Below are 12473 nucleotides of genomic sequence, written 5' to 3'. Positions count from 1 at the left end.
TGCCACCTACCTAACCATCATAGTTATATTGCTTGAAATGATTAAAATGACAATGGTGAAAAAGAACATGAAAGAGACTAGAAGCAACGCGGCAAATAAATACAGGATATGTTTGCCGATTATATCCAGACACTCAATCACTGGTCCATCCCCAATCGGCTGCAATATAGCTGTTGTTACTTTGTACATCAAGGATATGATAAAGATTTTTATCGCAGGAAACATCACGATTATAATTAATATGATGATGCCAATAATTCCGATTCCATTTTTGACCAGAACAGACGCACTTAACACCGTATCGGTAGCATCTGTGAATATTCTTCCAATAACGGGAATGAAGTTGCCAGTTACGAATTTTGCTGTTTTCATTTCAATTCCGTCTTGAATAGCACTAGCCGCCCCTTGGACAGAGATCACTCCCAGAAAAACTGTTAATAAAATCCCCATTATGCTTATTGCGATGTTTTTAATCAGGTTTGCTAGCTTTGTCGCTTTATATTCAGAATTTAAAGTACTCACAATCTGTAAAATGGCAGATAACAGGATTAAAGGCATGACTACTTTTGAGACTACAAATACGCTTGTGTGAATAAGAAAAATAATAATCGGGTGAAAGAATGCGATTGATAAAAGGTGTCCCAGTGAAGCTAACAAGCCCAGAAGCAGCGGGATTAGTGCAATCAAAAAACTTTGCGCCATATTAATTGTGTCAGTAACATATGTGGAAGCAAGCTTGAAGCTTTTCATTGCAATAATGATGAGCATAATATAGACCACAGCGTAGGCAACTTTGCTGACAACTTGTCTCTCAAAGGCATTCTGGATTGTTTGTAATAAAAGACAGAATAAAGTTAACAGCATTAATGTAGCCAGCAATTTTCCATTCTCAATAATTTCATAAAGAAAAAATCGCATAAATCCTTTAAACCAGGAATCAAGACTGATCTGATTCTGATCTCGTACCATTGACCAAAAGTCGTTTTTTCTTAACTCCGGGAAAACATTACTGTATTGTTCTGATAAATGCTGCCAATAACTTTCCAGTTCACTTCCAGAAAGAACTTCCTGATAATTATGAAAGACTTGATCTGATTCCTCGACTGCCATATAGGAAACAAGAGGTTGTCCAAATAAATAGATAACAATGAATAAGCAGAATGATTTATAGCGTAATTTCATAATAAATCCTTCCCATATTTACGACATTGGAAAAAGGTTAATAATCGTTTCAATTAACGACTGAAAAATCGGTATCGCCAAAATCAGGATAAATATTTTGCCAACTAGTTCAATTTTAAAGGCAACTGACTCTAATCCTGCATCTTTTACAATGTTGGAACCTATTTCAGCGATATAAGAGATACCTATAATTTGTAATATCGTTTTAATATAAAAACTTTGGATGTTTGCCTCTTCTCCAAGGTATGTTACTAATTGAAGAATTTCATTGACATATTGAATTAAAAAAATAAAGAAATATAGCACAGTGAGAACAATAATTAAGTAAGCAATGGCTGGCTGCTTATCTTTCAACAGGAGTACGAGAACGGCAGCTACTATCCCTATACTAACGACTTCAAATATTCCCATTATCTTTATCCTCTAAAAAAAAATACAGCTCTTATCTGTTCAAAGAGATCTGAAATACTATTGATAACAAATATTAAAACAATGATAAACCCAACAAGACTGACAAATTGAGCAAATTCTTCTTTCCCCATCTGTTTTAAAACGGTATGAATCATGGCTACAACAATGCCAATTCCTGCGATTTGAAATAATATACTTGTATCACCAACCATCACCAATCACCTTTCTATAGCAAGAGTAACGCGATAAATAGTCCAAAAAGCAGCCCAAGACTTCCAGATACTTTACCGTAGCGTTGATTCATTTCGATTGCTTCCTGGTGTTTATTCTCCAAGTGCGCAATTGTTAACTGTATATATTTTTTCTGTTGGATAATATCGTGTTGTCCTAGCGTCCTGCCAAATTGTTTAATGATTTCTTTATCCTCTTTATTTAGCGCAATTCTTGTCCATAATTTTTCCACTTCTTCATCCCAGATCTCATATAACTCCAGTGGTTCCATTTGTAATCTTCTGCTTATGGTCTGAAAAAAATGGGCAAGGGGACCTTTCATTTGTTGTGCAATGTTATCACATGCTTCATGGACAGCAGCATGACTGTAGACCATTTCTGCTTCCAGTATGAGCAGGGAATTTTTCCACAATCTGATAATTTTCGGACGTTGTTCTAATTTTCTGGCATATTCCAAACCAGCAAATAAGCAAGTGATCACAACGAAAAGAGCGCCTATCCATTTCATACTGTATACTCACTTTGCTTTGTTATATTATTTCCTTCACTATCTAAAATTTGAATAACTTCCCCCACTTGATTGGAATTTGACAAAACAAGGATTCTGTTAAAAAGGTTTAGAGTGAATAAAGGTGCTAAAGCAGGTCTTCTCAGTACTTCTTCATAGCTCCTGCCATGAACGGAACACATAATAGATACACCTGCATTGATTACTTCAAGGATTGCTTGTACATCTTTTTCGTTTCCAATTTCATCGACAATAATGACCTCAGGTGACATAGAGCGTACAAGCATCATCATCCCTTCTGATTTTGGACACTGATCAAGCACATCAATTCGAAGGCCGCTTTCTGATTGGGGGATACCATTTAATGACGCACAAATTTCTGATCTTTCATCAACCACTGCTGTTTTCTGAGCAGGTATCTTGTGAAGGCCACTTGAAACATATCTCGCTATATCCCTTAATAGTGTGGTCTTGCCAGATTGGGGAGGACCTATAATTAATGTGCTTAGATAATGATGGTCATATAATAATGGAAGGAATGGTTTGGATATGCCTGAGACATCATTTGATATTCTAATATTGAAAGAGCTAATGTGCTTAATTGCTTTTACCGCACTGTTTTCTACTATTACAGAACCCGATATTCCTATCCTGTGCCCGCCTTTAATGGTTATATATCCTTGCCGTAATTCTTCCTCTAGCCTGTAAATTGAGTGATCACTAATTCTATTTAAAATATATTTCGCATCTTTTTGTGATATTCTAAGATGAGATAACCATTGAACTTGCCTGCCTTTATTTAATTCAATCGGCCTGTCAATTCTTAGTCGAATCTCTTGAGGATGAAAGTGTTCTGTTTTAATGAATTGTCGAATCTCCCAAGCAATATGTTCAGGTAATAAGGAATAGATTACTTCCATACAAAAGCCTCACTTCCATCTAACCTTTTTCTCTACTCATTCTATGCAGCAAGATTTTAGTTATTACATAATAGAAAAACAAATTCTATCACATCCCGTTGTTCTACTTTTTTCTAATATATATGCAACAAAAAAAGAGGCTACCAAGCATTACACTTGATAACCTCTATTATTCAATAGTTTATGCACGTGATACGTATTTTCCATCACTTGTACTGATCACTAGCACATCATCAACATTGACGAAAAATGGTACTTGGACTACTAAACCTGTTTCTAAAGTTGCCGGTTTCGTCCCGCCGCTTGCTGTATCACCTTTTATACCAGGCTCTGTTTCCGTAACTGTTAATTCCACATTATTAGGTAGATCAACGCCAATTGTTTCGCCTTGATAAGAAAGAATATGCACTTCCATATTTTCTTTGATAAATTGAAGTTCACGTTCAATTGAGTTTGCTGGAAGTTCTGTTTGTTCATAAGAACTAGTGTCCATGAATGTATGTGTATCTCCCGATGCATACAAATATTGCATTTTACGATTTTCAATATGGGCACGGTTCACTTTCTCACCACCGCGGAAAGTTTTTTCCTGAATGTTTCCGTTTCTTAAATTACGTAATTTGGAACGCACAAAAGCCGCACCTTTACCTGGCTTTACATGTTGGAACTCCAATACTTGCCAAATTCCGCCATCAACTTCAATTGTTAAACCTGTTTTAAATTCGTTTACTGAAATCATATTTTTCCTCCTCTTTTGATCGAAAACTAAGAAACAGGAATTGTAATTAATTCCTTCGGTGCATGTGTTAATCTTTCGTTTCCATTTTCTGTTATAATTATATCGTCCTCAATTCGACAACCGCCTGTTTCAGGAACATAGATACCTGGTTCAACAGTTACAACCATTCCAGATTTTAATATTTCATCGGAACGGAAGGAAAGTCCTGGGACTTCATGTACCTCAAGACCTAAACCGTGGCCAGTAGAGTGACCAAAGTATTCACCATATCCTTTGCTTTTGATATAGTCTCTTGTTAAAGCATCTGCTTCTTTGGCTGTTAACCCAGGTTTAATTCCAGCGACACCTCTTTTTTGAGCTTCCAGAACAATATCATAAATATTATGTAATTCATCAGAAATCTCACCAACTGCTACCGTTCTCGTAATATCTGAGCAATAACCTTGATAAAGTGCACCAAAGTCCATTGTGACAAGTTCTCCGGCTTTTATTTCTTTTTCAGAAGCGACACCGTGAGGCAATGCTGAACGATACCCTGATGCAACGATTATGTCAAAACTTGAAGATTGTGCACCTAGCTTTCGCATATAGAATTCTAATTCATTAGCAACGTCAATCTCTTTTACACCTGGTTTAATATAATTTAATATATGTTCAAATGTTTGATCAACGATATTACATGCTTTCTTTAATATATTAATCTCATCTTCTGTTTTAATCAAGCGTATTTTCTCGATAATGGCACCAACTGGCACGAAGTTTGCATCGATTTTTGATCGGTATTGTTCATACCCTTCATACGTTAGAGTTGATTTCTCAAATCCTATAGAATGAATGTCATTTTCCTTTAGTAAATTATTTATAACTTCCGGAATTGGCTCTTTATGTTCAATGATATGGAAATCCTTCACTTGTTCTTTTGCCTGCTCTGTATAACGGAAATCTGTAATAAAATATGCCTTGTCAGGAGTGATTAATGCTGCACCTGCTGTACCAGTAAATCCAGTAATATAGCGTCTGTTAACAGCACTAGTGATCAGCATTGCTTCCACTTTCTCTTCCTTTAACAAGTCCCGCAATTGGTTAATTCTATCCAATTTTATCTCTCCTCTCTGAAACTTAGGGAACTGAAATAAACTGCCGCCAATTGATAACCTTGAATTCCTAATCCAACAATCTGCCCGGTACATACAGGGGCCAATAATGAGGTATGACGGAATTCTTCTCTTTTATGAACATTCGAAATATGTACTTCAATGACAGGAACGCTTATCGAACTTATTGCATCTCGCAGTGCAATACTTGTGTGGGTATACGCACCTGGATTAAATATGATGCCATCAACAGTACCTTCCGCTTCGTGAATCCAGTCTATAAGTTCTCCTTCATGATTGGACTGTTTAGCGATAAGAGAATGATTAGCTGGCCTTAGTGTTTCATTCACAATTCTGGCAACATCTTCTAATGTTTCATGCCCGTAAATGTCAGGTTCTCGTTTGCCTAATCTATTTAGATTGGGTCCGTTCAATAACATAATATTCCCCATATTTTACACCATCCTACTGAACACATAATCAACAATATACATCATAACATAAATTACCCAGAATTATCATCACTCAACTGTTGAGAATAGGCAAAAGAGATGGAGTAACTAACAAAAACACCGTATATAATGAATAAACAAATGGTAGTGACAATTGTATCACTGTCTAAAAGATAAAATGCCGGGATATTCGTGAAAACTGGGTCCATTAACCAAAATGTGATAAACCATAAAACAAAACCAATTACGATGCCAATCCAGATTCCCTGGACGTTCTTAAATACAAAATAATAAAGCAATGCCAATAAAATTGACAGGACACTTAAAACGAGAATAGAGATAAGCTGTCCCAACCACTGATCTGTCCAATTCGTTTGTAACCAGGATCTTAATACAAACGTTTTAGGAGAAACGGTCGTAAAATTAAAAAAAGCCGTAATGCTTGCAACAAGGCTCCAAATAAAGCCTCCAAAAAAACCTATGCTTATCACTTTTGGTATCATTACTTGACCAATTGGTCCATTCGCTTTTTCTTGATATCTCATCTTTATCACCTCTTACAGTATAGTAACCAAAATAAATAAAATTCATCCTAAATTGGAAACAAAACTGGTCAAGGACAATAAAATTTATTAAAATAGTGTTAAGAATTAGTAAAAGTTTCAACAAATGAAGCGGTTTCTATTTTCATCAATTTACTAAAATTTCGACAAATTTACTTTTTCCTGTATAATTACCTTTCATTTTCGGGTATAACTAAGTAACAAAGGTCAATGTTCGTTGCACACATGGAAGGAGGAAAACGAATGTCAAGAAATCTTATTACTTGGCTGGTTTACGGTTTAATCGGTTTAGCTGTTATCGGAATTATTAGTTCTATGTTCACAAACCCAATCAGCTTACTCATGAATTTGTTGATTGCAGTGGTGACAGGTGCCATTATCTTTGGTCTGGTGTACTTTTTCTTTCTTAGAAAACGTACGACAAACGAATTGAAGAAATATCGTAAAGCAGTGAAACAGTCAAAGCAAAAGTACAAAACTAATACAAGTCGCTATAATAATGTTACCTCTAAATCAGACAAAACAAACACCCCTATTCATAAAAGAAAAATAAATAATAAACCAAGAAAAGAAGTCCCTCATTTAAGAGTAATTGAAGGCAACAATAATAAAAAAAGAAAAAACAGAGCTTCCCTTTAAGCTCTGTTTTTCCATGTAGAAAGATACTTTTTCATTCTTTCATAGCCATAATCGATTAATTGTAATTTTGTGTCTTTTGAAATATCAAAGTCAGTTGACTCCACCCCTTCTACAGGGAAGAAAATAATATGATCGGCTATATTCTTATTAATATATCTTTGATCTGTTGCTATTCTCATTGTCCCAATCATCGCCTTAAGTAAATCCACTGAGTTATTTATTGTCCCTGGATCGGAAAACTGCTTAGGACTGGATAATTGCATCCCTAATATTGGCCTTTCCTCTCTGCCATCCCGGGCGAATACCCATAAAGGAAAATTGCTCAAAATCATTCCATCTACTATTATACTTTTGGTTTTTGTTAATGGATTGGAAATATTGGAAGGTCGAAAGAAAAACGGTATCGATATACTGCTTCTTAATGCTTTACTAATCGAAAAAGAAGTGGGGTTAATATGGTAAGTAACCGCTAAGTCATCTGGAAAAACTATGATACGGTTTAGTGTAATATCTGCAGCGACGATCTTCAGCCGGTCTAACGGGAGATCAGCAAATGATTTTATCCCTTTCGACTCTAATAATGCTTCGATCCATCGTTCAAATTGTTTACCTTTATAGAAACCCATCGTTTTATATAAAGATAACCATTTGATGAATGGAAAGACAGTACTAATTTTTGATTCATCCTGAAATTGTTTTATATCGAGATTTAAAAACAAATCAGTTAATTCTTCTGCTTTATATCCAGCAATAACCAATGTAGCGAAAAGTGCACCTGCTGATGTACCAGCAACCCGTTCAAAATAGATATTTTCTTCCTCCAGTGCGCGTAAAGCACCAATATAGACAAATGCTTTTACACCCCCACCTGAAAATACACCATCAATTTTCATTTGAATCATCCTTATACAAGGCTTTTCATATATAAGATATATATACTCACAAAGCCTGATATAGAACGATATAATTTAATCTTTTTGTTCAGTACTCCGCTTCATTTGTCTTAAATGATTTAATCTATCCTCATCTTCTTCCAGAAATTGGACTAAATCACCAATTCGATCAATGGAATTCCAGCTCAAGTGGTGTTCAATCCCTTCCACATCCTTATAGATATTCTCCTCATCTACCCCAATCAGTCGTAAAAACTGTTCTAATAAATCATGACGGTAAACAAGTCGTTTTCCAATTTTTTGTCCTTTGGGAGTCAGGACAAGCCCCTGGTACTTTTCATAATTTAAGTATTCATCTTTGTCTAGCTTTTGGACCATTTTTGTCACAGAGGAAGGCTGTACCTGCAAAGCATCTGCTATAGCAGAAACTCTGGCATATCCCTTCGTTTCAATTAATAAATAAATTTGTTCAATATAATCTTCCATTGTTGGTGTTGGCATCATTATCCTCCATCCTACCATTGTCAAGTCAATATGTCGATCTACATAAATAGTAGCATACAATAGAAAACAGATACAGACAAGTAAACTTGATTATTTTCGATATTAGCAAAATAATCAAATAGAAATCCATAGTTATCACTTTATTTAGACCAAAGAAATGGTATAATCCTTTTTAGAGGACGTTTAAAAAGTCACCAAATGATAAGAGCGGCGAATCTCTTCGTTGGTTTGCGAGTCTGCTTCTCACGTATTTAAACCATACGTTCCGATGCTCTCACTGGACCGCCTCGATCTTCTTGTTTCTTATTTGCCGACTTTTTTAACACGCACTTTTAGTAGAACTTTTTAATACAAAATGGGGGAAATAGCATGACAGAATTATACATTTTAATTGGGGTACTTATTGCCTTTATCCTTTTTACACTTTACCGGTTTTTCAAACAAAAGAAAATTTTAAAACCGTTAAGTGAAGAAGATTTCAGAAATGGATACAGAAAAGCACAATTAATCGATGTCAGGGAACCAAAAGAATATGATGGCGGTCATATATTAGGTGCTCGAAATATACCATTAACACAATTAAATCAACGATTGACTGAACTGAGAAAAGATCAGCCTGTCTATTTATATTGTCAAAGCGGCTCACGATCCGCACGAGCTGCTTTAACATTAAATAAAAAAGGATATCACCAATTATACCAGCTGCAAGGCGGTTTCAAAAAATGGTCAGGTAAAATTAAGAAATCAAAAAAATTAGATTATTGATTTACAAGTATAAATAATCAGGGTAATCCTGATTATTTTTTTTATTTTCGTATAAACTAGCTATAAAAATGCAAATTATACTCAAGGTGGTTGATAGATAATGTTACCAATCGTAAAAGATATAGACTTCCTAACAGATTTTACGGAAACAATAGATAATCCCAGCCAATTAGCCACTTGGGAAATGTTCCAGCAATCCTATCAAATTGCTGAAACATTTAAAGTTGATTCTTTTCACACACTAGTTTCCATGAATTTTCTGCCTCATATGAAATTCCTGCCACACCAGGTACAATGTGCAGAAAAAGTAATACAAGATATGAGTGGTCGCGCATTGCTTGCAGATGAAGTAGGCCTTGGGAAAACAATCGAAGCTGGATTGATTTTAAAAGAGTATCTTATTCGCGGGGTTGTTAAGAAAGTCCTGATTTTAGCCCCTGCATCCCTCGTAAATCAATGGGCACTGGAACTAAATCAAAAATTCTATATACCCGCAGTTACTGCTGGTAAAAGAGTAAACTGGGAACATTCCAATATCATCATTGCCACAATGGATTTGGCAAAAAGAGAGCCTCACAGGTCAGCTATTTTAAATCAAGTATATGATATGGTTATTATAGATGAGGCACACAAATTGAAAAATCATAAAACAAAAAATTATCAATTCGTTCAGGCTCTGCAAAAAAAATATTTTCTGCTACTTACTGCTACTCCTGTTCAAAATAAATTAACGGATATTTTTAACCTTATTAGTTTATTAAAACCAGGGTATCTGGGAACATACGAGAATTTTAATAAAAAGCATCAGAGCACAGATCCTTATTTAAAGCAATTAATACAGCAAGTGATGATAAGGAACAGAAGAGAGGAAACTGGCGTACAATGGACAGACCGCCATGTCTCCACCATTTGGGTAGATTTTACGGAAGAAGAGCTGAACACCTACCAGAAAATTGATGACGGGTGCCGAGATCTGCAAGTCGTTTCCTCCATAACCTATAAACGTGAATTTTGCAGTTCCCGGGAGGCATGTTATCTGTCATTAAAAAAATGGATGGAAATGAAAGAATTAAATAACCATGAGACAACACTCCATCACGTGCTAAAGAATATTGAGCAATTGCCACATCATGCGAAAGCATTAAAGCTAGTAGAATTAATTAAAAACCAAAACAATGAGAAGTTTATTGTTTTTACCGAATATCGAGCAACACAAATTTATCTGCAATGGCTCCTGCAGCAAGAAGGGATTAAATCAGTCATTTTTCGTGGTGGTTTTAAAAAAGGAAAAAGAGACTGGATGAGACAGTTATTCCATGATCATGCTCAAGCGATGATCGCAACGGAAGCAGCAGGTGAAGGTATTAACCTCCAATTCTGCCATAACTTAGTGAATTATGATCTACCCTGGAATCCGATGCGGTTAGAACAACGAATTGGAAGAATTCACAGATTCGGGCAGGAACATGATGTAAAGATCTTTAATTTTGCTATTCGGAATACGATGGAAGAACATGTGATGAACCTTCTGTATAATAAAATTAACTTATTTGAAAACGTAATCGGTCAACTTGATCAAATATTATCAAAACTTGACATGAAGAACTTAGAATCTGAGATTAGTCAAATTTTCAGTGAATCAAAGACAATAGGTGAAACAAAAATAAAACTGGATAATCTGACATCTGTTATTAACTCTTTAGCTGAAGAACAGGTTGGTGAATCAGTATGAGAATAGACAACCTCTACTTCTTTCTGGATCAATTTTTTACTGATAATGGCTGCCATGTAACAAAGCCTGAAGAAAATGAATTAGTCGTTCAATTAACGAGAGAATTAGACATTGCCTTAATGAATCGTCCTTTTTATTGGCACTATATGGATAAAATTGGACAGCAGGGAATGCCGATGTCCTTACACCTCCACACAGGAGAAAGTCACAATGATCCCAAGAAAGAGTGGATTCATTACGGCAGCCCAAGACTCCAGCAAATATTCCATTACATCCAGACTCACGCAAAAACAACAGTCTTATATGAAGAAATACAGACAGAACAAAAAACTGCTTTATATCCGTGGTTGATTGTTAATTTAAAAATTGATTATATTGGGAAACAAAAAAAAGAAGAAGTAAACTCTCTTGGTCTTCATTTAATTAATGGAACGATATTGAACCAAATGATGGAAATTTTACAGAAAATAGACTTTAAGGAAAAGGTCTCTGATTACAGTTATACCATTACCCCAATAATCACACCTTCAAGTGGTTTTCATCGTATCTTCCGGTATTCTGAACAGGAACTGCTAAAAAAAGACCATACATGGGCGATTCAGTCAAAAGAAGCTTTAGAAGAAGAATTAAATTTACTTAGACACTTTTTTCAAGATCAGGATGCAGATGAGGACCTTTTCCATAATGAAGCAGTACGTCTAAAAGAAAGATTTGAACCAAGAATAAATATCAATATAATTAATGCCGGGATCTTCTATATTAGTGAAAAATCCATCAATCAATTATTATCCTGAAACGAGGAAGTCAAGCACGGATATAGGAGAAAACTTGTAATAAAAGAAAAATAAATGTCATATTTAACGCATCGCACACTTAGAATGGCATGATTAAAATAGGGATGCCTGTTTTCACACTCATATGAGGAATTCCGGCTCCCTTCTTCCATAAAAAGTTAATTACCACAAAGAAAACTGTGCCGCTGCAAAGCAGACTGCACAGTTCCAACCAGGTATCAGGTTCAGCCTTTTCTTTTTTGTAAAAACAGCCTGAAAGCAAAAGGCAAAACTCCGAACCAGCGATTTGAATAAAATTGTTCTTCCTTCTTTATTTCTTTATGATCTTTCCTGCGTTCATTTTTTGGGGTATCCATATATTTCACAATTCTTTGTGTTACATATTTTACATAATCATCATTAGCCAAAATATTCACATCCTTTTCAACCAAGCTCTTTTATGAATATATTTGACACTCTATCAGTTTTTATGCAACATTTATAAATTATTTTCATCTGCTAATATTTCTTTTACAATGTCTTCAACTTTTTTTCCATTTGTCGAAACAATTGTATCGGCAACTTCAAGATAGAATGGCGTTCGATCTTCCAATAACTTTTGTTTATCACGTGCTTGGTTGTTCCAAATCGGCCTTGATTGATCATCAACTAAGCGGAGACTAATTTCTTCCCATGATGTCTGAAGAAAAATCACTCTGCCATTCTCCTTTAACCATGTTCGGTTTTCATCTTTCTCAATTATTCCCCCGCCTGTTGCGATAATTGCATCCTCGATTGGTGTAGACTTTAATATATTTGTTTCATACTCCCTGAATACTGGCTCACCTTTTTGGGCAAATATTTCCGGAATTGTTAAATTATATTTCTCCACAATCAATTGGTCTGTATCCAAAATCGGTTTTTTTGTTTTTTCATAAAGAGCCTCTGCTACACTGGACTTCCCACTTCCCATAAAACCTACTAAATATATACTTCGCATATCATTTTGCCTCCATATTTTTTTATTTTTATTGCAGGAATTTACCATAAGTTGTCGAATATTAGTA

General features: G+C 35.2%; 17 protein-coding genes. 4 read left to right on the top strand and 13 right to left on the bottom strand.

Annotated elements, in window-relative coordinates:
* Window positions 1–6 precede the first annotated feature (6 nt).
* The 9 genes from spoIIIAE to F9U64_RS16040 form a co-directional block, all read right to left on the bottom strand.
* Window positions 7–1182, bottom strand: coding sequence for a stage III sporulation protein AE (gene spoIIIAE, locus F9U64_RS16080; RefSeq protein WP_153405924.1), 1176 nt, complete (start codon window positions 1180–1182; stop codon window positions 7–9).
* Between the two features lie 18 nt (window positions 1183–1200).
* Window positions 1201–1593: a stage III sporulation protein AD gene (gene spoIIIAD / locus F9U64_RS16075; RefSeq protein WP_153405922.1), complete on the bottom strand. Its 393-nt coding sequence runs from the start codon at window positions 1591–1593 to the stop codon at window positions 1201–1203.
* A gap of 5 nt (window positions 1594–1598) precedes the next feature.
* Window positions 1599–1805 carry a stage III sporulation protein AC gene (gene spoIIIAC / locus F9U64_RS16070; protein WP_153405921.1) on the bottom strand — a complete coding sequence of 69 codons (207 nt, stop codon included), beginning with the start codon at window positions 1803–1805 and terminating at the stop codon, window positions 1599–1601.
* A 14-nt stretch (window positions 1806–1819) separates the two neighbouring features.
* On the bottom strand, window positions 1820–2332 hold the full coding sequence (spoIIIAB, locus tag F9U64_RS16065; RefSeq protein WP_153405919.1) for a stage III sporulation protein SpoIIIAB: 513 nt from the start codon (window positions 2330–2332) through the stop codon (window positions 1820–1822).
* Window positions 2329–3252: a stage III sporulation protein AA gene (gene spoIIIAA, locus F9U64_RS16060; protein ID WP_153405916.1), complete on the bottom strand. Its 924-nt coding sequence runs from the start codon at window positions 3250–3252 to the stop codon at window positions 2329–2331. Before spoIIIAA ends, spoIIIAB begins: the two co-directional genes overlap by 4 nt.
* A 181-nt stretch (window positions 3253–3433) precedes the next feature.
* Window positions 3434–3991, bottom strand: coding sequence for an elongation factor P (efp, locus tag F9U64_RS16055; protein ID WP_153405915.1), 558 nt, complete (start codon window positions 3989–3991; stop codon window positions 3434–3436).
* Window positions 3992–4017: 26 nt separating this feature from the next.
* A complete protein-coding gene (locus tag F9U64_RS16050; protein ID WP_153405913.1) occupies window positions 4018–5088 on the bottom strand; it encodes a M24 family metallopeptidase in 1071 nt (356 codons plus the stop codon).
* A gap of 2 nt (window positions 5089–5090) precedes the next feature.
* Window positions 5091–5537: a type II 3-dehydroquinate dehydratase gene (gene aroQ / locus F9U64_RS16045; protein ID WP_153405911.1), complete on the bottom strand. Its 447-nt coding sequence runs from the start codon at window positions 5535–5537 to the stop codon at window positions 5091–5093.
* Window positions 5538–5590: 53 nt separating this feature from the next.
* Window positions 5591–6082 carry a YqhR family membrane protein gene (locus F9U64_RS16040; RefSeq protein ID WP_153405909.1) on the bottom strand — a complete coding sequence of 164 codons (492 nt, stop codon included), beginning with the start codon at window positions 6080–6082 and terminating at the stop codon, window positions 5591–5593.
* Between the two features lie 261 nt (window positions 6083–6343).
* Between F9U64_RS16040 and F9U64_RS16035 the strand changes: the two genes are divergently transcribed.
* Window positions 6344–6739, top strand: a complete 396-nt coding sequence (locus F9U64_RS16035) for an SA1362 family protein (RefSeq protein ID WP_153405906.1) — start codon at window positions 6344–6346, stop codon at window positions 6737–6739.
* Here the strand turns inward: F9U64_RS16035 and F9U64_RS16030 are convergent.
* A complete protein-coding gene (locus tag F9U64_RS16030; RefSeq protein WP_153405904.1) occupies window positions 6736–7632 on the bottom strand; it encodes a patatin-like phospholipase family protein in 897 nt (298 codons plus the stop codon). The two genes, F9U64_RS16035 and F9U64_RS16030, sit on opposite strands and share 4 nt — an antisense overlap.
* A 75-nt stretch (window positions 7633–7707) precedes the next feature.
* Window positions 7708–8133 (bottom strand): transcriptional regulator MntR, encoded by a 426-nt coding sequence (mntR, locus tag F9U64_RS16025; RefSeq protein WP_153405902.1) that lies wholly within the window; start codon window positions 8131–8133, stop codon window positions 7708–7710.
* A 372-nt stretch (window positions 8134–8505) separates the two neighbouring features.
* Between mntR and F9U64_RS16020 the strand changes: the two genes are divergently transcribed.
* The 3 genes from F9U64_RS16020 to F9U64_RS16010 all read left to right on the top strand — a co-directional run bounded on the left by F9U64_RS16020 (window position 8506) and on the right by F9U64_RS16010 (window position 11427).
* Window positions 8506–8901, top strand: a complete 396-nt coding sequence (locus F9U64_RS16020) for a rhodanese-like domain-containing protein (RefSeq protein WP_153405900.1) — start codon at window positions 8506–8508, stop codon at window positions 8899–8901.
* 100 nt (window positions 8902–9001) lie between these two features.
* Window positions 9002–10633 (top strand): DEAD/DEAH box helicase, encoded by a 1632-nt coding sequence (locus F9U64_RS16015; protein ID WP_153405898.1) that lies wholly within the window; start codon window positions 9002–9004, stop codon window positions 10631–10633.
* Window positions 10630–11427: a YqhG family protein gene (locus tag F9U64_RS16010; protein WP_153405896.1), complete on the top strand. Its 798-nt coding sequence runs from the start codon at window positions 10630–10632 to the stop codon at window positions 11425–11427. The genes F9U64_RS16015 and F9U64_RS16010 overlap by 4 nt, the downstream gene beginning before the upstream one ends.
* Window positions 11428–11651: 224 nt before the next feature.
* Here F9U64_RS16010 and F9U64_RS16005 read toward each other — a convergent pair whose 3' ends face one another.
* Together F9U64_RS16005 and F9U64_RS16000 are read right to left on the bottom strand one after the other, a co-directional pair.
* Complete coding sequence (locus F9U64_RS16005) at window positions 11652–11843, bottom strand: YqzE family protein (RefSeq protein WP_407647336.1); 192 nt, start codon at window positions 11841–11843, stop codon at window positions 11652–11654.
* A 62-nt stretch (window positions 11844–11905) separates the two neighbouring features.
* On the bottom strand, window positions 11906–12406 hold the full coding sequence (locus F9U64_RS16000; protein WP_153405891.1) for a shikimate kinase: 501 nt from the start codon (window positions 12404–12406) through the stop codon (window positions 11906–11908).
* Window positions 12407–12473 lie beyond the last annotated feature (67 nt).

This window comes from Gracilibacillus oryzae, from assembly GCF_009498735.1.
Lineage (GTDB): Bacteria > Bacillota > Bacilli > Bacillales > Amphibacillaceae > Gracilibacillus > Gracilibacillus oryzae.
Note: the sequence above shows the minus strand (reverse complement) of the source record. Positions and strands in the feature narration are given on the sequence as shown.

Bases quoted from the DNA above. Each gene is read 5' to 3' on its own strand.
- spoIIIAE (WP_153405924.1), bottom strand. From the start codon at position 1,182: ATGAAATTACGCTATAAATCATTCTGCTTATTCATTGTTATCTATTTA.
- spoIIIAD (WP_153405922.1), bottom strand. From the start codon at position 1,593: ATGGGAATATTTGAAGTCGTTAGTATAGGGATAGTAGCTGCCGTTCTC.
- spoIIIAC (WP_153405921.1), bottom strand. From the start codon at position 1,805: ATGGTTGGTGATACAAGTATATTATTTCAAATCGCAGGAATTGGCATT.
- spoIIIAB (WP_153405919.1), bottom strand. From the start codon at position 2,332: ATGAAATGGATAGGCGCTCTTTTCGTTGTGATCACTTGCTTATTTGCT.
- spoIIIAA (WP_153405916.1), bottom strand. From the start codon at position 3,252: ATGGAAGTAATCTATTCCTTATTACCTGAACATATTGCTTGGGAGATT.
- efp (WP_153405915.1), bottom strand. From the start codon at position 3,991: ATGATTTCAGTAAACGAATTTAAAACAGGTTTAACAATTGAAGTTGAT.
- aroQ (WP_153405911.1), bottom strand. From the start codon at position 5,537: ATGGGGAATATTATGTTATTGAACGGACCCAATCTAAATAGATTAGGC.
- F9U64_RS16040 (WP_153405909.1), bottom strand. From the start codon at position 6,082: ATGAGATATCAAGAAAAAGCGAATGGACCAATTGGTCAAGTAATGATA.
- F9U64_RS16035 (WP_153405906.1), top strand. From the start codon at position 6,344: ATGTCAAGAAATCTTATTACTTGGCTGGTTTACGGTTTAATCGGTTTA.
- F9U64_RS16030 (WP_153405904.1), bottom strand. From the start codon at position 7,632: ATGAAAATTGATGGTGTATTTTCAGGTGGGGGTGTAAAAGCATTTGTC.
- mntR (WP_153405902.1), bottom strand. From the start codon at position 8,133: ATGCCAACACCAACAATGGAAGATTATATTGAACAAATTTATTTATTA.
- F9U64_RS16020 (WP_153405900.1), top strand. From the start codon at position 8,506: ATGACAGAATTATACATTTTAATTGGGGTACTTATTGCCTTTATCCTT.
- F9U64_RS16015 (WP_153405898.1), top strand. From the start codon at position 9,002: ATGTTACCAATCGTAAAAGATATAGACTTCCTAACAGATTTTACGGAA.
- F9U64_RS16010 (WP_153405896.1), top strand. From the start codon at position 10,630: ATGAGAATAGACAACCTCTACTTCTTTCTGGATCAATTTTTTACTGAT.
- F9U64_RS16000 (WP_153405891.1), bottom strand. From the start codon at position 12,406: ATGCGAAGTATATATTTAGTAGGTTTTATGGGAAGTGGGAAGTCCAGT.